General features: G+C 69.9%; 20 protein-coding genes, 1 tRNA gene and 1 riboswitch. Of the genes, 15 read left to right on the top strand and 6 right to left on the bottom strand.

Features of this window, described 5'->3' with window-relative positions; genetic code table 11:
• The first annotated feature begins 16 nt into the window (after window positions 1–16).
• Window positions 17–499: a pyridoxamine 5'-phosphate oxidase family protein gene (locus ABQ271_RS10725; protein WP_349308749.1), complete on the top strand. Its 483-nt coding sequence runs from the start codon at window positions 17–19 to the stop codon at window positions 497–499.
• 100 nt (window positions 500–599) lie between these two features.
• Complete coding sequence (locus ABQ271_RS10720; protein WP_349308748.1) at window positions 600–755, top strand: hypothetical protein; 156 nt, start codon at window positions 600–602, stop codon at window positions 753–755.
• 15 nt (window positions 756–770) lie between these two features.
• Here ABQ271_RS10720 and ABQ271_RS10715 read toward each other — a convergent pair whose 3' ends face one another.
• The 3 genes from ABQ271_RS10715 to ABQ271_RS10705 form a co-directional block, all read right to left on the bottom strand.
• The gene (locus ABQ271_RS10715) at window positions 771–1,334 is read right to left on the bottom strand and encodes a GNAT family N-acetyltransferase (protein ID WP_349308747.1); all 564 of its coding nucleotides are present in this window, start codon (window positions 1,332–1,334) and stop codon (window positions 771–773) included.
• A gap of 23 nt (window positions 1,335–1,357) precedes the next feature.
• Window positions 1,358–1,540 (bottom strand): hypothetical protein, encoded by a 183-nt coding sequence (locus ABQ271_RS10710; RefSeq protein WP_349308746.1) that lies wholly within the window; start codon window positions 1,538–1,540, stop codon window positions 1,358–1,360.
• An 80-nt stretch (window positions 1,541–1,620) separates the two neighbouring features.
• Window positions 1,621–2,856 carry a DUF222 domain-containing protein gene (locus ABQ271_RS10705; protein WP_349308745.1) on the bottom strand — a complete coding sequence of 412 codons (1,236 nt, stop codon included), beginning with the start codon at window positions 2,854–2,856 and terminating at the stop codon, window positions 1,621–1,623.
• A 353-nt stretch (window positions 2,857–3,209) separates the two neighbouring features.
• On the opposite strand from ABQ271_RS10705, the gene ABQ271_RS10700 reads away from it, so the two are divergent.
• The 3 genes from ABQ271_RS10700 to ABQ271_RS10690 all read left to right on the top strand — a co-directional run bounded on the left by ABQ271_RS10700 (window position 3,210) and on the right by ABQ271_RS10690 (window position 4,569).
• A complete protein-coding gene (locus ABQ271_RS10700) occupies window positions 3,210–3,932 on the top strand; it encodes a tyrosine-protein phosphatase (protein WP_349308744.1) in 723 nt (240 codons plus the stop codon).
• Between the two features lie 12 nt (window positions 3,933–3,944).
• Window positions 3,945–4,009: riboswitch (guanidine-III (ykkC-III) riboswitch) on the top strand.
• 12 nt (window positions 4,010–4,021) lie between these two features.
• Window positions 4,022–4,339, top strand: coding sequence for a multidrug efflux SMR transporter (locus tag ABQ271_RS10695; protein ID WP_349310892.1), 318 nt, complete (start codon window positions 4,022–4,024; stop codon window positions 4,337–4,339).
• 83 nt (window positions 4,340–4,422) lie between these two features.
• Complete coding sequence (locus tag ABQ271_RS10690; RefSeq protein WP_349308743.1) at window positions 4,423–4,569, top strand: hypothetical protein; 147 nt, start codon at window positions 4,423–4,425, stop codon at window positions 4,567–4,569.
• A gap of 57 nt (window positions 4,570–4,626) precedes the next feature.
• On the opposite strand, the gene ABQ271_RS10685 is transcribed toward ABQ271_RS10690, so the two are convergent.
• Window positions 4,627–4,699, bottom strand: a tRNA-Arg gene (locus ABQ271_RS10685).
• A 71-nt stretch (window positions 4,700–4,770) separates the two neighbouring features.
• Between ABQ271_RS10685 and ABQ271_RS10680 the strand changes: the two genes are divergently transcribed.
• Entirely contained in the window at window positions 4,771–5,496 is a 726-nt protein-coding gene (locus ABQ271_RS10680) for a CoA pyrophosphatase (protein ID WP_349308742.1), read from the top strand.
• On the opposite strand, the gene ABQ271_RS10675 is transcribed toward ABQ271_RS10680, so the two are convergent.
• The gene (locus ABQ271_RS10675; protein WP_349308741.1) at window positions 5,484–6,491 is read right to left on the bottom strand and encodes a DUF2510 domain-containing protein; all 1,008 of its coding nucleotides are present in this window, start codon (window positions 6,489–6,491) and stop codon (window positions 5,484–5,486) included. The genes ABQ271_RS10680 and ABQ271_RS10675 overlap by 13 nt on opposite strands.
• Window positions 6,492–6,623: 132 nt before the next feature.
• Here ABQ271_RS10675 and ABQ271_RS10670 point away from each other — a divergent pair, with 132 nt between their 5' ends.
• Window positions 6,624–7,268, top strand: a complete 645-nt coding sequence (locus ABQ271_RS10670; RefSeq protein WP_349308740.1) for an SDR family oxidoreductase — start codon at window positions 6,624–6,626, stop codon at window positions 7,266–7,268.
• 12 nt (window positions 7,269–7,280) lie between these two features.
• Here the strand turns inward: ABQ271_RS10670 and ABQ271_RS10665 are convergent, their stop codons facing one another.
• On the bottom strand, window positions 7,281–8,072 hold the full coding sequence (locus ABQ271_RS10665; protein ID WP_349308739.1) for an SGNH/GDSL hydrolase family protein: 792 nt from the start codon (window positions 8,070–8,072) through the stop codon (window positions 7,281–7,283).
• Window positions 8,073–8,156: 84 nt separating this feature from the next.
• Between ABQ271_RS10665 and ABQ271_RS10660 the strand changes: the two genes are divergently transcribed.
• The 8 genes from ABQ271_RS10660 to thrB all read left to right on the top strand — a co-directional run bounded on the left by ABQ271_RS10660 (window position 8,157) and on the right by thrB (window position 17,588).
• On the top strand, window positions 8,157–8,981 hold the full coding sequence (locus ABQ271_RS10660; RefSeq protein WP_349308738.1) for a transglutaminase-like domain-containing protein: 825 nt from the start codon (window positions 8,157–8,159) through the stop codon (window positions 8,979–8,981).
• 61 nt (window positions 8,982–9,042) lie between these two features.
• Window positions 9,043–10,215: a GAF domain-containing sensor histidine kinase gene (locus ABQ271_RS10655; RefSeq protein WP_349308737.1), complete on the top strand. Its 1,173-nt coding sequence runs from the start codon at window positions 9,043–9,045 to the stop codon at window positions 10,213–10,215.
• 30 nt (window positions 10,216–10,245) lie between these two features.
• Complete coding sequence (gene argS / locus ABQ271_RS10650; RefSeq protein WP_349308736.1) at window positions 10,246–11,913, top strand: arginine--tRNA ligase; 1,668 nt, start codon at window positions 10,246–10,248, stop codon at window positions 11,911–11,913.
• Between the two features lies 1 nt (window position 11,914).
• The gene (locus ABQ271_RS10645; RefSeq protein ID WP_349308735.1) at window positions 11,915–12,706 is read left to right on the top strand and encodes an LmeA family phospholipid-binding protein; all 792 of its coding nucleotides are present in this window, start codon (window positions 11,915–11,917) and stop codon (window positions 12,704–12,706) included.
• Between the two features lie 107 nt (window positions 12,707–12,813).
• A complete protein-coding gene (lysA, locus tag ABQ271_RS10640; protein WP_349308734.1) occupies window positions 12,814–14,241 on the top strand; it encodes a diaminopimelate decarboxylase in 1,428 nt (475 codons plus the stop codon).
• The gene (locus ABQ271_RS10635; protein ID WP_349308733.1) at window positions 14,238–15,575 is read left to right on the top strand and encodes a homoserine dehydrogenase; all 1,338 of its coding nucleotides are present in this window, start codon (window positions 14,238–14,240) and stop codon (window positions 15,573–15,575) included. The genes lysA and ABQ271_RS10635 overlap by 4 nt, the downstream gene beginning before the upstream one ends.
• 1 nt (window position 15,576) lies before the next feature.
• Entirely contained in the window at window positions 15,577–16,659 is a 1,083-nt protein-coding gene (gene thrC / locus ABQ271_RS10630) for a threonine synthase (RefSeq protein WP_349308732.1), read from the top strand.
• Window positions 16,656–17,588 carry a homoserine kinase gene (gene thrB / locus ABQ271_RS10625; RefSeq protein ID WP_349308731.1) on the top strand — a complete coding sequence of 311 codons (933 nt, stop codon included), beginning with the start codon at window positions 16,656–16,658 and terminating at the stop codon, window positions 17,586–17,588. Before thrC ends, thrB begins: the two co-directional genes overlap by 4 nt.
• The last annotated feature ends 163 nt before the right edge of the window (window positions 17,589–17,751 follow it).

The raw sequence follows: 17,751 nt of genomic DNA, 5'->3' as shown, positions 1-17,751 counted from the left end.
GACGAAGGAGGGCCCCATGGCCACCGAGAACGATCCCCGCGCGACACTCATCGACCTCCTGCCGAAGTTCCGCTTCGCGATGGTCACCACGACAAACGACGAGGGTGCGCTGACCGCGCGGCCGCTCACGGTGCAGGACAGGGAGTTCGACGGCGATCTCTGGTTCATCGTCGGCTGCGATTCGTCCGTGGCATCGCACGTCGGTGCCCGCCCCCAGGTGGGCGTGGCGCTCAGCGCGAACGACGCGTGGGTCTCGCTCGCCGGGCGCGCAGAGATCGTCGACGACCTGGCGCGGTTGCGCGAATACTGGTCCCCGGGCGTCGAGGCGTGGTTTCCCGAAGGCCCCGAGGACCCGAACATCACCCTCCTCAAGGTCGACGCCGTGTCGGGGGAGTACTGGAGCAGCCCCGGCGGTGTCGTCGCCTCGATCGTCAGCCTCGTGAAGTCCAAGGTCACCGGCCAGGCCTACGAGGGCAAGAACGACACCGTCGAGCTCTGAACCGGCTCCGCGCGATGAGGGTCTGTCAAGGCCCTCTCCGCGCACGGAGCAGATGCGTACCGTCGCCGACACGTGACCGATAGCGACCGGAAGGACCGCGATGAGCGACACGAACGGCTCGGACGAGCACAACACGCAGGGAGTCCCGGACGAGCAGTCCGAGGCGGACACCGCATCGGGCGGGTCGCCCGATGAGAACCCGCCCGTGACGACCGACGAGGATGGCACCCCCATCGAGAACCCTTCGGGGGGCTGACTCCGCGTCCGCGGATCAGACCTGCCGTCGCACCTGGACATCCGTCCGCAGTGCGACGGCAGTTCCGTGTGTGGAGGGCGACGGATCGGTGGCGAGCCGGGCGTGGGTTTCGACGTCGAATCGCGTGTCGCCGTAGCGGAGCTTCTGGCGCTCGACGCCCTCTGCCGGGAATCCGGCGGCGCGAGCGACGCGGCAGGATGCCGGGTTGTTCACGCGATGCCCCAGTTCGAGTCGATGGAGGCCGGAGGCGAAGGCCCACTCGCTGATGCGCGCGACCGCGGCGACCGCGATTCCTTTCCCCCGGGCGGATGCCGCAAGCCAATACGACATCCACGCGGTCTGGTGACGGAACTCGATGCCCGTCGCGCCGGCGTTGCCGACGGCCTCCCCGTGGACCTCGACGGCCCAGTTCTTCGCGCTGTCGTCGAATCGGAGGAACCGCGAGATGAAGTCACGCGCGGCATCCGGATCGGACAGGTCCGTGCCCCCGAACTGCGGTGCGAGGTCGGGGGCGCTTCGCGCCGCTCGGCTGAGGTCGTCCGCGTCGTCGACGCGCCACGGGCGCAGGAGGATGGTCATCCCCGCCATCCTCGCAGGCGTGATCAGAATCGCGCGAGGAGCGACGGACCGAACGCGACGAGCAGGGCGACGGGAACGATGAGAAGGCTCGTCGCGGCGATCCCGATGGCGACGATGGTGCCGAGCACCGAGAGCACGGCAGCGGATGTCGTCGTTCCCACGCGGGCGCCGGGTCGTGAAGTGGTGGAGAGGGTCGCGGTAGCCATACTCCGACGTTACGAACGGGGGTAACTCCTCCGCGTCCGCCCTGAGGTGTGAGGGGGTCATCCTTCGGGATGATGTCTGCTCAGAACGGTGGTGGGTCGGTGGTGAACTGCGGGATGCGGCGTTCGGGTTGCACGAGGTAGACCCTGCCTGCGGGTGAGGTCCATTCGAGCGCTCCGCCGGGTTTCGCTCTGACGCGCCAATCAGTGTGGTGTTTGACGGTGTGATGGCCTCGGCAGAGCGGGGCGAGGTTGCTGGCGTCGGTGTGTCCGCCGTGGTGCCAGTCGACGGTGTGGTCGATGTCGCATCGGTGGGCGGGGATCCCGCATCCGGGTGCCATGCAGCGTGCTGCGCGCCAGGCGACGAGGCGTCGGAGGTCTGCGGGTGGTCGGTACTGCTCGCGTCCCACGGAGAGCACGACCCCGGTGTCGGGATGGGTGAGAACCCGCATCCACCCGGATGCCGCACCACACAACTCCCGCGCCCGGTCGAGCGGGATGGGGCCGACGCCGTCGACCTGCGCGGTCGGGCCTTCTCCGGTGAGCAGTGTCAACGCGGGGACCGTGATCGCGACGGTTGGGCGGATCCCGCGTGCAGAGTCGGGGACGGAGGCGGTTTCCCCATCGATGAGCAGGTCCCCGAACACGTCGGCGCGTTTCTGGTCGAGGGTGCGTTCGTCATCGTCGAGGGTCTTCGCGATTGCGCTGAGCCTGCCGTAGATCGCGTGCGCTTCGACGGCGGGGAGGTGTGCGGTGAGCCAGGCCATCCCGTCAACGCCCGGCTCTACGCGCACGTGGCGGTGGGCCACGGCATCCGCGTGACGCTCGGCAATGGTCGCTTCTCGTTCCCGATCCACGATCCGTTTCACCGCACGTCGGAACGGTCCCGTCGGCATCTCCTCCGCCAGCATCAGCACCTCACCGACGAGCTCACCCCGGACGACCTCGAGCTCGTCGAGTCCGTCGACGATGATCGTCGCGTGCGTGTCGGTGATGCCCGCATGACTCATCGAGTCGAGCACCTGCGGGTACCGGTACACCAGCGCCCGTCCGAGGCCCATCAAGCGTCCCGCGGCGTGCTCGGTGATCCGCAGTGCGCTCGCGACTTCGAGGCGTACTGACCGTTCCACGAGTACCGCGTCGCGGTCGTTCCGGTGCTCTTCCGCGATCGCGTCGTCCCACAACTCGACGATGCACCGGTAGCGTTGCGCCGCGTGGACGGTCGCCATGTCCGCGCACATCACCACCCAGTCGAGGGTCGACGGGACGTCGATGGGCACCTCAGTGGGCCACCGCTCGAACTCCTCATCCCCGGACATAGTCCCAGACTAGGAGGGGGTTCCGACATCGCCTCCGACACCTCACCCCGGCATCCCCGTCGCCCCTTCCCCTGTCGCAAACTGCAGCGCCCCGCGGCGTGTTGCGGCAGGCGAGCGAGATGAGACCCCGGCCCCAGACCCGAGACCCCGACCCCAAGCCCGAGACCTCGACCCCGGCATCCCCTACCCCTTCCCCTGTCGCAAAGCGCAGCACCCCACGGCGCGTCTCGACAGGCGAGCGCTCCGCGCGTCGCAGCCTTCTGCTTCCCCTGTCGCAAAGCGCAGCACCCGACGTCGCGTCGCGACAGGCGAGCGGCAGCGCAAGCGCTCGATCGGCATGGCAGGATCGGCGCATGCAGACACGTCTCGAGATCGAGGGCCTCGCCAACGTCCGAGAGCTCGGCGGCCTCGATCGCCGCGACGGTTCACGCACTCCGAGCGGCGTGTTCGTGCGGGCGGAAGTGCTCGATCTGGTCACCGAAGCGGGATGGGATCAGCTGCGGTGTCACGGAGTGACGACGGTCGTCGATCTCCGCCGACCCGAAGAGAGGTCCGGCGCTGTGCCCACCGGTATCGCGATCCGTCAGCTCGATCTCGATGGGGATGAACGCGACTTCTGGGCGCCACGGGAACGCAACGGCCAGTGGGGGACTCCGCTCTATTACGCGGATCACCTCGCGCAGCTGCCGCATCGACTCGCCGGTGTCCTCGGGGCGATCGCCGAGGCTCCCCGCGGTGCAGTCCTCTTTCACTGCGGCGCCGGGTGGGACCGCACCGGCCTGGTCGCAGCCGTCCTGCTCAAGGCGATCGGCGTCACCGAGGATGCCGCCACCCAGGACTACCTCGCGTCGTTCGAGAACGCCGACGCCATGGCCGAGCTCCACTCCCGGTCCTTCGATGTCCACGAGCGATTGACGATCCTGGACGGGTTCGGGCACACCCCAGAGTCCGCGTTCCGTGCGATGTACCGCCAACTCGACCTCGACGCGTGGTTCCGCGCGCACCTCGACGACCACACCGCGAACGTGGTCCGCACTTGGCGAGGCTCGGCCGCACCCGCCCCCGCACATCGATGACGCATAGACTCGCGGTGGACCCCGACCGGGTCCCCGGACGAGGGTTCAGTACCCGGTGAGCGACAAGACTGGCCAGGAGGTCAGTCATGCTGTCATGGATCGTTCTCATCGTCGCCGGGATGCTCGAAGCCGTGTGGGCCACCGCACTCGGCCGCTCCGAAGGCTTCACGAAGCTCTGGCCCACGGTCATCTTCGGCGTCGCGCTCGTGGCCAGCATGGGCGGCCTCGCCTTCGCGCTGCGGGAGATCCCGACGGGAACCGGCTATGCCGTGTGGGTCGGCATCGGAGCATCCCTGACGGTCATCTGGGCGATGGTGACCGGCGCCGAATCGGTTTCGCTGATCAAGATCCTGCTCGTCCTCGGGCTCGTCGCCTGCATCGTCGGGTTGAAACTCGTCTCCGACTGACGTCGCGAGCTGTCAAGCCCGCGCGACCTGCCGCAGACCGCGTTAGCCTCGCGATCACGCAGGCACCGATCACGGAGGACGACATGTCAGTCGAAGAGCGCAGCACGGACGAGAACGCCTACGAGGGGCCGGATGTCGAACTCCCCACCGACGACGGAGCCGTACCCGGCGGCATCCCGCCGTTCGGCCACCCGGTCGACCCCGACGAGGATGCCGGCGAGAGCGACTGACGCTCGCCGGGAACGACGAAGGGGACCCGGCGATGCCGAGTCCCCTTCGTTCCCGTGTGCCCCCGGAGGGATTCGAACCCCCGACTTCTGGTACCGGAAACCAACGCTCTATCCCCTGAGCTACGGAGGCGTACCGATCGAGACTATCACCGGTGCGCCGGCGTCCGCGCCCACCTGCAGCCCGTCGCATACCCTGAGTCAATGACCTCTCCTGCGCCCGCCGCCGCCGCGCGGGAGCAGCTGATCCAGCTCGTCGAGTCGGTCGCGAGCGGCGCGCTGCAGCCGGGTTTCGAGGCCCTGCGAGCGATGCCCTCGGTGCCGGGAGCGCGTCCGGCGGCGGTCCTGATCCTCTTCGGTGTCCTCGACGACGTGCTGGCCGAACGCGAGCACACGTCCGGTGCCATCTCCCGTGATCTCGACGTTCTGCTGCTGTCGCGGGCGGAGACCTTGCGCGCTCACCCGGGTCAGGTCGCCTTCCCGGGCGGACGCGTCGACCCGGAGGATGCCGATGTCGTCGCGGCATCCCTGCGGGAAGCGTGGGAAGAGACCGGCCTCGATGTCGACGGGGTCGACGTGCTCGGCACCCTCGAACCGATCCCGCTCGAACACTCCCGCCACCTCGTGACTCCTGTGCTCGCCTGGTGGCGGCGCCCGTCGCCGGTCCGTGTCGTCGACGAGGCCGAATCGGCAGACGTGTTCCGCGCTCCCGTGGCGGACCTCCTCGATCCCGCGCACCGAGGGATGACCGTGCTCCAGAGCGAACGAGGCGAATTCCGCGGCCCCGCTTTCCTCATCCCTACGGCCCGTGGCCCACGCCTCGTCTGGGGCTTCACGGCGATGATCCTCGACGGCCTCTTCTCCCGTCTCGGATGGAACGAGCCGTGGGATCACGGCCGCGTCATCGCGCTGCCAGGTCAGAACGAGTAGTAGTTCTCGTAATCCGTGAGGAGCAGGTCGGTCGCATCCTCGGGGACGAGATAGGCGACGAGCCCGGTCACGGTGTCGCCCTCGGCGATCGTCCCGGCATCGCGGAGGAGCGTCGTGTCGTCGTCGGCGACCACGAACGAGCTCTGGTACACGGCCCCGTCGGGCGTTGCGAGCGACAGGTCGTACGTCGGGAAGGTCGCCGAGACGCCATTCGGGTCGAGACCGGTCACGGTCATCTCCACGAGGACGAAGCGACGTCCATCCGTGCCGACGTCGTTGTACTCGTTCCACGCGAGGACCTCGTCCGTCGCGTCCTCGTCGACGATGCGGACATCGGCACTGTATTCCTCGTAGGTCGATGTGCCGGACACGTAGGGGAGTGGCAGCGGGTCGCTGATCGATCCGGGGCCGGTCTCGGGGGCGTACGGCTCGATGGCCGGCGCGGAGGGGGATGCCTCGGGTCGAGGCCCCGCGTCGCCGTCGTCGCCGTAGTTCGAACTCGACGGGGACCAGATCAGTGCGGCGATCGAGAACGTGACGATGGCAGCCCACACGAGGGCCACTCCGGCGAGGATCGTGCCGGTCAGTGCGAGCCCCTTCGGCTGGCGCCGGACGAGAGCGATGATGCCGAGGACGGTGCCGACGAGCGCGACCACGAAGCCGAGGAACGGGATCCACGCGAAGACGAAAGCGGCGATCCCGACCGACAGGGCCGCGATCGCCAGCCCCTGCGGTCGGGACGGCGGCATCGGCCCGGTCGGGTAGCCCGCGTAGGCGGGGTAAGACGGGTAGACAGGCGGTGTGCCCGGGGTCGCCGTGGCGTACGGCGGCAGCACGGGGGCAGCGGGAGCAGGAGAGGGGATGCCGGCGGCCGGCGCAGCAGCATCGGCGGGAAGATACGCGGGAGCCGCGTGCCACGCCGCACCATCCCAGTAGCGCAGTTCGTTTCCGGCGTGCGGTGCCGGGTACCACCCGGCCGGCGTCGTGTCGCTCACGTCTGATCCCCCTTGTCGATGCGGTGCGAAACGCGGGCGGTGCCGCCTTCCACGTCGAGAGTACAAGCGCAAGGGGACGCCCATCGCGGGCTGTCCCCCGTAACGTCGGCCCTTGACGAAAGGAGCCGCTCCATGGCACACATCACGATCATCGGCGGACACGGAAAAGTCGGCCTGCTCCTCGCCCCCTTGCTCGTCGAGGCGGGACACGAGGTGACGTCCGTCATCCGCAATCCCGATCACCGCGACGACGTCGCTCGCACCGGCGCGACCCCGCTCGTCGCGGACGTGTCGGCATCCGACACCGATGCGCTCACCGAGCTCTTGGCCGACAGCGACGCCGTCGTGTGGTCGGCGGGTGCGGGAGGCGGTTCACCCGAGCGGACATACGCGGTCGACCGGGATGCCGCGATCCGCTCCATCGATGCGGCTGTCGCCGCCGAGGCGCGGCGCTACCTGATGGTCTCGTACTTCGGCGCGGGCCCCGACCACGGCGTGGACCCCTCCGACGGTTTCTACGCGTACGCCGAGTCGAAGGCCGCTGCCGACGAGCACCTGCGTGAGGCCGACCTCGACTGGACGATCCTCGCGCCCTCCGCGCTGACGCTCGACGAGCCGACCGGGAAGATCGACGCGGAAGCCGAGAAGGGCACGTCGGTGTCTCGTGCCGACGTCGCTGCCGTGATCGCCGCGGCTGTGGCGGACCCGACCACGATCGGACGCACGATCTCCTTCAACGCGGGAGATCAGGCGATCCCGGACGCGATCCGCGCCTGAGCCTTCTCGCGCTCAGGGGCCGACGGGGGCCGGTGCATCCTCACGGGTGGCACCGGCATCCGTCGTCGCACTCCGCTCGGTGAGGGCGGTGAACAGCTTCTTCGCGAGGTAGGCGTGACCCTCATCGGAAGGATGCTTCCGCCCCGCGCCCGTGTCGATCATCTCGAGATAGTTCGCGGGGGTCAGCCACTGCTCCTGGAGCGGCGAGATGTACCACCAGTTCCGCGCGTCTGCTGCGGCATCGAGGTCGGCGTCGATGCGCGCCGTTCCTTCGTCGATCGGGAACTCGTGCGGGGTCGGGCCGAAGATGACGATCTGGGCGCTCGGGAACAGCCGCGCGAACGTGTCCCACGTAGCGTCGACCGCCTCGCGGTAGCCGCGTTCGCCCTGCTGACGGTCGTTGATCGAGCCCTGGATGATGATCAGGTCGTAGTCCGCGGCCGGGTTGAGCGTCTGCGCTCGGCGACGGAAGTCCGGCCCGTCGAAACCGGGCTTCATGTAGCCCGATCCCCGAACGCCGTCGACGGTCACGTTCCAGCCGCTCAGCCCGCCCAGACGGTACGCGTATCCCTCGGTCGGAATCGTCGCTGCCGCTCCGTACGTCCACGAATCGCCGAACACGAGCACGTCGGCGTCTGCGGGAATCGAGAGAGGCTCGACCTCGCTCACGGCGCCCACGGAGGTCGCGGCGGCGACGGTGGGCGTGCTCTGCCATGGCTGCCAGGCGGCCAGTGCAACGATCGCGGCAACCCCTGCGGCGACGACGCCGAGCCCCCAGCCGCGCGCGCGTCGTTCAGAGGTCATGCGACGAGGCTAAGCGATCCGAGGCTGTCTCGACGCCACTGTTCACCTCGCCGACACATATGCTCCGCGTGCGAGGATTGATCGGTGCAGCGTGTCGTCAGAGCGGAACTCGACCTCGACGTCGAAGGTGAGCTCGACCTCATCCTCTCGGTCGCCGTGGCCGCAGGTGTCCCCGTCGCTCACGAGCGGCTCACGCTCGAGCGGAACGGTCAGGACCTCGTCCCGACGGTGATGACGGATGCCGCCGGCACCCGCCTGCACCGTATCCGTGTCGGCGCGGGACCGGTCCGAGTGCGCTACGACGCCCGTGTCGAGGGCGGCGCCGAGCGCCGTTCCGCGTCGGAGCTCGACACCGCTGTGTATCTGCGTCCGAGCCGCTACGCACCGTCGGACTCGGTGTTCGGACAGGCGCGGCGTCAGTTCGGGGGCCTCCGGGGGAGCGATCTGCTCGCCGCGGTGGAGGCCTACGTCGCCGAGACCGTCACCTACTCGCCCGGTCTGTCGCTCGGCACCGACTCCGCCGTCACGACCCTCGCCACGGGTCAGGGAGTCTGCCGGGACTACGCGCATCTCGTCATCGCGCTGCTGCGGGCGATGGACGTGCCCGCCCGGTACGTCGCGTGCTACGCGCCGGGGCTGGTCCCGATGGACTTCCACGCCGTCGCGGAGGCGTGGATCGACGGGCGCTGGCTGGTCGTCGATGCGACCCGGCTCTCCAACCGCCGGAGCCTCGTTCGGATCGCGACGGGAAGGGATGCCGCGGACTGCGCGTTCCTCAGCTATTACGGCGCCAACCTCGCCCTGCCGCGGATGATCGTGGACGCACACGTCGAGGGGGACGGCGACGCGGTGGCCGCGGCATCCGATCCGCTGCGCGACGACCGCACCGAACTCATCTCATTGGCGTGACCGCCATCCCCCCAGCAGCGGCGAGATGGTTAGGGTGATGCCTACAACCCGGGAGCACAATGTGAAGACCGCTGACGATGCGATACGACGCGCGATCATCGAGGAATACGGTGTGCTCGGCGGAGCCCCGGAGCCCGATCTCCAGGGTCTCGTGCAGTTGGCGGCGACGATCTGCGGTGTCCCGACCGCCGTGATCAACATCATCGACGACCGCTCCCAGCATCAGATCGCCGCCGTCGGGATCGAGCCGGCGGTGTGCAGCCGCGAGGACTCCATGTGCGCCGTGGTGTTCCGTGAGCCCGGGCACACCGTGGTGAGCGATGCTGCCCTCGACGAGCGTTTCGCCACGAACCCCTTCGTCACGGGAGAAGTCGCCCACGTCCGCTTCTACGCGTCGAGTCCCCTCATCACCCCGTCTGGCGTGCCCATCGGCACGATCTGCATCTTCGACGACAAGCCGCGCGACCTGCCCGAGGACGAAAGCGCCGCCCTCGCCCTCATCGCCCATCAGATCGTGGACGTGCTCGAGCTCCGACGCCTGACGCGCGAGCTCGGCGAATCGAACGAGCAGCTAGAGAACTTCGCCGCACAGGTCGCCCACGACCTCCGCAACCCGCTCACGGCTCTCACGGGGTACATCGAACTCGCGTCCGAAGTCCCCGAGGTCGCCGGCCTTCCCGCTGCGTCCCGCGCGCTGGCGCGCGCCGAGTCCGTCGCCGACCGGATGTCGGGCATGATCGCGCGTCTGCTCGACTACGCCAGCGTCGGGGGAGCCCCGATCCGTCGCAGCGCTGTCGACATCGCCCCGCTGGTCGCCGCGACGATGGACGACCTGCGCACCGGGGGGCACGACAACGGCGCCGAGGTCACGGTCGAGGCATCCGCGTCCGTGCCCGCCGACCCGACGCTCCTGGGCGTCCTGGTGCAGAACCTCGTCGGGAACGCCGTGAAGTTCGCCGGTGCCGGTGAACTCACCCCGCAGATCGCCGTCACCGTGGGGACGGTCGTCGCGGGCGTGCTGATCACGGTCGACGACAACGGACCGGGCGTCCCGGTCGACGAGCGCGACCTCGTCCTCGAGCCCCTCGAGCGCGGATCCAACGTCGAGGTCCCCGGTTTCGGCATCGGTCTCGCCACGTGCCGCCGCATCGTCGAGTCGCACGGCGGCCGAATGGGCATCGACGACTCGCCGTCGGGTGGCGCCCGCGTCTGGGTGGTCCTGCCGTCGGCGTGAGGATCGGCTGAAACGTAGACTTGACGGGTTATGACTCCCGAAGCCCTCGCCGCAGCCCTCCTCGCCGTCGTCACCCCCCTCGTCGAGGCACGACGACCCGGCGCAGGTGACGCGCTCACGGTGTCGGACTTCCCCGTCGAGCGTCCGAAGAACCGCGATCACGGCGACTGGGCGTCCAACGCGGCGCTGAAGCTGTCGAAGCAGATCGGCGCGAACCCGCGCGAGTTCGCGGCGGAGGTCGCCGCTGCCCTCGCCGCGCTCGACGGCATCGCCTCCGTCGAGGTCGCCGGTCCCGGGTTCATCAACATCCGACTGGATGCCGCCGCTGCCGGCGCGCTCGCGAAGACCATCGTCGAGGCGGGCGCCGCCTTCGGCCACGGGCGCACTCAGGAGGGCAACACGATCAACCTCGAGTTCGTCAGCGCCAACCCGACCGGCCCCATGCACATTGGTCACACCCGCTGGGCCGCGCTCGGCGACGCGATCGCCCGCTTGCTGCTGGCGAGCGGTGCGACGCTCGTCCGCGAGTTCTACATCAACGACGCCGGCGCGCAGATGGAGCGCTTCGGCCGGTCCGTGCTGGCCCGTATCCAGGGTGAGCCGGCCCCCGAGGACGGCTATGCCGGGGCGTACATCGACGACCTCGCGACGCGCGTCGCCGAGGCTGAGCCCGGAATCGGCGACCTCCCCGAGGAGGAGCGCGTGGCCGTGGCCCGCGACAAGGCCTACGAGTTGCAGCTCGCGGAGCTCCAGGCATCCCTCGCGAAGTTCAACGTCCACTTCGACGTCTTCTTCAGCGAGCGGACTCTCCACGCGAAGAGCGCGGACGGCGGCCCGAGCCTCGTCGACGAGGCCGTCGATCGCTTGCGTGCGCAGGGTCACGTCTTCGACGCCGAGGGCGCCGTGTGGGTGCGGACGACCGACTTCGGCGACGACAAGGACCGCGTCATCCGGCGCTCCAACGGCGAGTACACCTACTTCGCCGCCGACGCCGCGTACTACCTGAACAAGGGCGACCGCGGCTTCGCGCACAAGATCTACCTGCTCGGCGCCGACCACCACGGCTACGTCCACCGTCTGAAGGCGCTCGCGGGAGCGGCCGGTGACGACCCCGAGAAGGACATCGAGGTGCTCATCGGCCAGCTCGTCTCCATCAACGGAGCGCGGCTGTCGAAGCGGGCCGGCAACATCATTGAGCTCGACGACCTGCGCGAATGGCTCGGCACCGATGCCCTCCGCTACTCGCTCGCACGCTACCCGGCCGACTCGCCTCTCACGCTCGACCCCGAGATCCTGCAGAAGCGGACGAACGACAACCCCGTGTTCTACGTGCAGTACGCCCACGCGCGCACGCACAACGTCGCCCGGAACGCTGCCGAATCGGGCGTCGCTCGCGATGCGTTCGCTCCGGAGCTCCTGACGCACGAGACGGAGTCCGCTCTCCTCGGCGCCCTGCAGGAGTTCCCGCGGCTCGTGGCCTTCGCCGCTGAGCTCCGCGAGCCTCACCGCATCGCCCGCTACCTCGAGGAGCTCGCGAGCCTGTACCACCGCTGGTACGACTCCTGCCGGGTCACGCCGCTCGGCGACGAAGAGGTCTCGGATGTGCACCGCACCCGCCTGTGGCTGAACGACGCCACCGGACAGGTCCTTCGCAACGGCCTCGACCTGCTCGGCGTCAGCGCTCCCGAGCGGATGTGACGTGGCGACCGTGACGGAGGTGCGACCGGCGCGACGTCCTCCTCGTCGACGCGCGGTGTGGATCGTCGTGACCCTGGTCGCGGTCGTCGTCGTCCTCGTCGCCGCGGAGATCACGGCTCGCATCGTTGCGCCCCAGCTCATCCGGGATCGCATCGTCGAGAGCGCCGGGCTCCCGGCGGATCAGCAGATCGACGTCGACATCCCCGCGCCGCTTCTGCTCCCGCTGCTCGTGGTGGGGCAGCTGCCGGAGATCCGGCTCACAGCGGACGACGTCGAGCTCAACGGCATCACGGCGGACGTCGATGTGACGGCGCAGGACGTGCCGATGTATCGGGATGCCGACTGGTCGGGTGCCTCCGCGACCGTCGTCCTCGACGAAGCTCAGACCCGCGCACTGCTCTCGACGGTCGACGGGTTCCCCGCTGACGCGTTCACCCTCAAGGCGCCGGAGATCGCGCTCGACACCTCCTTCCCCGTCTTCGGTGCGTCGGTGCCGGTCGGCGTGAGCCTCTCGGCAGAGGCCCGAAAGGGAGAGATCGTGCTCTCGCCCACCAGCTTCCGCCTCGGCGATGCCGATGTGTCCGCGGATGCACTCCGCCAGCAGCTGGGCCCGCTCGTCGGATCGCTCCTGGAGGACTGGCCTGTCTGCGTCGCCCAGTACCTGCCGAAGGCGATGACGCTGACGGGGGTCGCCATCGAGGACCGCGGGATCGTCGCAGACTTCGAGGTCGACAGCGCGATCCTGCGCGACCCGGCCGCCCAGGCAACCGGTTCCTGCGCCGACGCCTCGTAGCGTCACGGGACCGGGGGCCGCGGCCACGGTGCCCTAGACTGTGGGCACTGTCGGGGCGTGGCCGCACCGCCCGACGTACCCGTCCCACTTTCGATTGGTGCCCCTGCGTGTCCACCACCTCCGACCGCCCCGCCGTTCCTGAGTGGCTCTTGCCGCCGGATGATGCGAATGCGCTCGTCGAGACTGTCTGGCCCGCTGGGGCGGCTCGCGACGAGTCCGGGGCGATCGTGCTGGGCGGCGTGTCGGCGACCGAACTCGCCGAGCGATTCGGGACGCCGCTCTACGTCGTCGACGAAGACCTCGTCCGCGCCCGTGCGCGCGAGGTGCTGACCGCGTTCCGGGACGCCGCGGCCCGCCACGGCGGCACCGCCCGGGTCTACTACGCCGGCAAGGCCTTCCTGACGACCGACGTCGTGCGGTGGGTCACCGCGGAAGGCCTCGGCGTCGACGTCGCGAGCGGCGGCGAGCTCGCCGTCGCCCTCGCTGCCGGAGCCGACCCGGCTCACCTCGGGCTTCACGGCAACAACAAGCTCGTCCCCGAGATCGCCCGCGCCGTGCGCGTCGGTGTCGGCTCGATCGTCATCGACTCGCTCGTCGAGATCGAGCGCATCGCTGACGAGGCCGCCGCGCAGGGCGTCGTCCAGACCGTCCTCGTCCGGGTCAACAGCGGCGTCCACGCCGAGACGCACGACTTCCTCGCGACCGCCCACGAGGATCAGAAGTTCGGCTTCGCCCTGACGGATGCCGAGGCGGCGGTCGCCCGCATCCGCGAACTGCCGTCGCTCCGCTTCGCGGGCCTCCACTGCCACATCGGCTCGCAGATCTTCGGCACCGCCGGCTTCGCCGAGTCCGCGGCCCGCGTCGTCGAGCTGCACGCACGCCTCCGCGAGGGAGGCGACGTTCCGCTTCTGAACCTGGGCGGCGGCTTCGGCATCGCCTACACGTCGAAGGACGACCCGACCCCGATCGCCGAGCTCGCCGACGGGATCGTCGCGGCGGTCGCGCGCGAGTGCGAGACCCGCGGCATCCCGCTCCCCGAGCTCGCCTTCGAACCGGGCCGCACCATCGTCGGACGCGCGGGAGTGACCCTGTACAGCGTCGGCACGGTGAAGCCCGTCCGCGTCTCGGACGACCTCGAGCGCGTCTACGTGAGCGTCGATGGCGGCATGAGCGACAACGCCCGGACGGCGCTCTACGGTGCGGATTACACCGCGCGCATCGCCGGCCGTCGGAGCGACGCCCAGCCCGCGCTGACGCGCGTCGTCGGCCGCCACTGCGAAGCGGGCGACATCGTCGTCTCCGCCGAGTACCTTCCGGCGGATGTCGAACCGGGCGACCTGCTCGCCGTCGCCGCCACCGGGGCCTACTGCTTCTCGCTCGCGAGCAACTACAACTACCTGACCCGTCCCCCCGTCGTCGCCGTCGGCGGTGGCGCCGCGCGGCTGATCGTCCGCGGCGAGGACGAGAACGACCTGCTGGCGCGCGACCTCGGCGTCGCACCGGCCGCATCCCGCACCCCCGAGGAGTCCGCATGATCGAACCCCGTCGCCTCCGCGTCGCCCTGCTGGGAGCCGGCGCCGTCGGATCCCAGGTCGCACGCCTGCTGCTGACCCACGCCGATGAGCTCGCCGACCGCGCCGGTGCGCCTCTCGACCTCGTCGGGATCGCCGTCCGCGACGTCGACGCCCCCCGCGAGACCGACCTGCCCCGCGAGCTGTACACGACCGATGCCGACACCCTCATCGCCGGTGCCGACATCGTCATCGAGGTCACCGGCGGGCTCGAGCCCGCGCGCACCCGCATCCTCCACGCCCTCGCCTCCGGCGCCGACGTCGTCACGGCCAACAAGGCTCTCCTCGCGACGCACGGCAGTGAGATCTTCGACGCCGCCGATCAGGTCGGTGCGACCGTCGCATACGAGGCCGCCGTGGCCGGCGCCATCCCGATCATCCGTCCGCTTCGCGATTCGCTGGCCGGCGACCGCGTCCGTCGGATCATGGGCATCGTCAACGGCACGACGAACTACATCCTCGACCGCATGGACCGCGAAGGACTCGGCTTCGACAAGGTCCTCGCCGAGGCGCAGCGCCTCGGGTACGCCGAGGCCGACCCGACGGCGGATGTCGAGGCCTACGACGCCGCACAGAAGGCGGCGATCCTCGCGAGCCTCGCCTTCCACACCTCCGTCCCGCTCGACGCCGTCCACCGCGAGGGCATCACCTCGGTGGATGCCGGTGTCATCGAGGCCGCTCGCAAGGCCGGCTACGTCGTGAAGCTGCTCGCCGTGTGCGAGCGGCTGGTCGACCAGCCGGATGCCGCGCCGACCGGCGAAGCCATCTCGGTCCGGGTCTACCCGGCACTCGTTCCGCGCGAGCACCCGCTGGCGTCCGTCCACGGCGCGAACAACGCCGTGTTCGTCGAGGCCGAGGCCGCGGGCGACCTCATGTTCTACGGCGCGGGAGCCGGGGGAGTGCAGACCGCGTCCGCCGTCCTCGGCGACGTCGTCTCGGCCGCGCGCCGGCACGTCGCCGGTGGCCCCGGTGTCGGTGAGTCGACGCGCGCGAACCTTCCGATCGTGCCGATCGGCCGCATCCGGACGAGCTGCCAGATCACCCTCGAGGTCGACGACAAGCCGGGCGTGCTCGCGACGGTCGCCGGCATCCTCAGCGACGGGAACGTGTCGATCGCGACCGTCGAACAGACCACCTCGGGCGGCGCCGTCGCCCGGGAGAGCGGGGATGCCGTCGCGCACCTCGTCATCGGAACCCACACGGCCCGGGAGCAGGACCTGGCCGACACCGTCGAACGGCTCGCTGCCACCAGCGCCGTCCGACGCGTGGTCTCGGTCCTGCGGGTAGAAGGAGATTGACATGGCACACGTCTGGCGCGGAGTCCTCCGCGAGTTCGCCGATCGACTGGGCGTCACCGACGCGTCGACCGTCGTCACCCTCGGCGAGGGCGGTACCCCCCTCATCCCCGCCGCGTCGCTGTCGCGCATCACGGGTGCCGACGTGTACATCAAGTTCGAGGGCATGAACCCGACCGGCTCGTTCAAGGACCGTGGCATGACCGTCGCCCTCTCCCGCGCCGTCGAGCACGGCGCCGAGGCCGTCATCTGTGCCTCGACGGGCAACACCTCGGCATCCGCTGCCGCCTACGCCGCGCACGCCGGCATCACGGCGGCCGTCCTCGTCCCCGAGGGCAAGATCGCGATGGGCAAGCTCAGCCAGGCCGTCGCCCACAACGGCCGTCTCATCCAGATCCGCGGCAACTTCGACGACTGCCTCGAGATCGCCCGCGAACTCGCCGGCGGCTACAAGGTGCACCTCGTCAACTCGGTCAACCCCGACCGCATCGAGGGTCAGAAGACCGCGGCCTACGAGGTCGTCAGCCAGCTCGGCGACGCTCCCGACTTCCACTTCATCCCCGTCGGCAACGCCGGCAACTACACCGCCTACTCCCGCGGCTACCGCGAAGAGGCCGAGCGCGGCGTCGCGACACGCGTGCCCCGCATGTTCGGCTTCCAGGCCGAGGGCTCCGCGCCCCTCGTCCGCGGCGAGATCGTCAAGAACCCCGAGACGATCGCCTCCGCGATCCGCATCGGCAACCCCGCCTCGTGGGACCTCGCGCTCGAGGCGCGGTCCGCGACGGACGGCTGGTTCGGCGCGATCGACGACGAGCGCATCCTCGCGGCGCAGAAGCTCCTCGCCGGCACCGTGGGCGTCTTCGTCGAGCCGGCCTCCGCCATCAGCGTGGCGGGCCTTCTCGACCGTGCCGAGGCGGGCGTGATCCCCAACGGCGCGAAGGTCGTCCTGACCGTCACCGGTCACGGTCTGAAGGACCCGCAGTGGGCGCTTCGCAACCCCGACGGCACGCAGGTAGAGCCGCTCGTCGTTGACGCCGCGACCAGCGAGGTCGCGTCGGCGCTCGACCTCACCCGCGTGGCGGGATGACGCTCGCCGGGCGCAGCGTCGCCGTTCGCGTCCCCGCGACGAGCGCCAACCTCGGCCCCGGGTTCGACACCCTCGGTCTCGCCCTGAGCGTGCACGACGAGCTCGTCGTGACCGCCCTCGACGGACCGGGGCTCGAGATCGACGTCTCCGGAGAGGGAGCCGCAGACGTCCCGACGGATGCCTCGCACCTCGTGGTCCGCTCGATGGCGTACGCGTTCGAGGCGGCCGGCCGGCCGATGCCCGGCATCCGTCTGCGCGCGCACAACGTGATCCCGCACGGGCGCGGCATGGGGTCCTCGGGTGCCGCCGTCGTCGCGGGCCTGCTGGCGGCGCAGGGCCTGCTCGAGGGTGATGTCACCCTCGGTCCCGAGACACTCCTGCGGCTCGCGACCGAACTCGAGGGGCACCCCGACAACGTGGCGCCCGCGCTGTTCGGCGGACTCACGATCGCCTGGATGGACCAGAACGGACCGCAGCACAAGAAGCTCGCCGTGCACCGCGGCGTCTCGCCGCTCGTGTTCGTCCCCGAGTTCACGATGTCGACGTCGGTCGCGCGGGGTCTCGCGCCGCTCCATGTCACGCGTGAAGACGCGGTGTTCAACGTGTCCCGCTCCGCACTTCTCATCGCCGCGCTGACGCAGAGCCCCGAGCTGCTGATGGCCGCGACGGAGGACAAGCTCCACCAGTCGTACCGGGCCGAGGCGATGCCCGCGACCGACGTCCTCGTTCGGGGGCTGCGCTCCGCGGGGTTCGCGGCGGTCGTCTCGGGCGCGGGCCCGAGCGTCCTCGTCCTCGCCGACGGGCCGGGCCGCCGGCTCGAGGCCGTCGAGTACGCGGCATCCTCCACCGACACGCCTTGGAAGCCGCTTCTGCTGGCCGTCGATGTGCGGGGTGGTACAGTGAGGGACTATACGGAGGATGCCACGTAATCACGTGAATCTGCCCTCCACTCGCAATCTGCGAACCACCGCACACCCCTTCTGACGGGACTGCGCAACTCTGTGCCTGCGCGAACACCCCGCTGAAGACTTGGCTCCGTCGTGGACGGGACCACCTGCGGTTATGACTTTCCACATCTGAAAGGGAGAACTC

It is taken from the genome of Microbacterium sp. MM2322 (genome assembly GCF_964186585.1).
In the GTDB taxonomy this organism is placed as follows: Bacteria; Actinomycetota; Actinomycetes; order Actinomycetales; family Microbacteriaceae; genus Microbacterium.
Note: the sequence above shows the minus strand (reverse complement) of the source record. Positions and strands in the feature narration are given on the sequence as shown.

What these genes read in the sequence shown, in the direction of transcription:
- ABQ271_RS10725 (WP_349308749.1), top strand. Translation starts at nt 17, where the DNA reads ATGGCCACCGAGAACGATCCCCGCGCGACACTCATCGACCTCCTGCCG.
- ABQ271_RS10720 (WP_349308748.1), top strand. Translation starts at nt 600, where the DNA reads ATGAGCGACACGAACGGCTCGGACGAGCACAACACGCAGGGAGTCCCG.
- ABQ271_RS10715 (WP_349308747.1), bottom strand. Translation starts at nt 1,334, where the DNA reads ATGACCATCCTCCTGCGCCCGTGGCGCGTCGACGACGCGGACGACCTC.
- ABQ271_RS10710 (WP_349308746.1), bottom strand. Translation starts at nt 1,540, where the DNA reads ATGGCTACCGCGACCCTCTCCACCACTTCACGACCCGGCGCCCGCGTG.
- ABQ271_RS10705 (WP_349308745.1), bottom strand. Translation starts at nt 2,856, where the DNA reads ATGTCCGGGGATGAGGAGTTCGAGCGGTGGCCCACTGAGGTGCCCATC.
- ABQ271_RS10700 (WP_349308744.1), top strand. Translation starts at nt 3,210, where the DNA reads ATGCAGACACGTCTCGAGATCGAGGGCCTCGCCAACGTCCGAGAGCTC.
- ABQ271_RS10690 (WP_349308743.1), top strand. Translation starts at nt 4,423, where the DNA reads ATGTCAGTCGAAGAGCGCAGCACGGACGAGAACGCCTACGAGGGGCCG.
- ABQ271_RS10680 (WP_349308742.1), top strand. Translation starts at nt 4,771, where the DNA reads ATGACCTCTCCTGCGCCCGCCGCCGCCGCGCGGGAGCAGCTGATCCAG.
- ABQ271_RS10670 (WP_349308740.1), top strand. Translation starts at nt 6,624, where the DNA reads ATGGCACACATCACGATCATCGGCGGACACGGAAAAGTCGGCCTGCTC.
- ABQ271_RS10665 (WP_349308739.1), bottom strand. Translation starts at nt 8,072, where the DNA reads ATGACCTCTGAACGACGCGCGCGCGGCTGGGGGCTCGGCGTCGTCGCC.
- argS (WP_349308736.1), top strand. Translation starts at nt 10,246, where the DNA reads ATGACTCCCGAAGCCCTCGCCGCAGCCCTCCTCGCCGTCGTCACCCCC.
- ABQ271_RS10635 (WP_349308733.1), top strand. Translation starts at nt 14,238, where the DNA reads ATGATCGAACCCCGTCGCCTCCGCGTCGCCCTGCTGGGAGCCGGCGCC.
- thrC (WP_349308732.1), top strand. Translation starts at nt 15,577, where the DNA reads ATGGCACACGTCTGGCGCGGAGTCCTCCGCGAGTTCGCCGATCGACTG.
- thrB (WP_349308731.1), top strand. Translation starts at nt 16,656, where the DNA reads ATGACGCTCGCCGGGCGCAGCGTCGCCGTTCGCGTCCCCGCGACGAGC.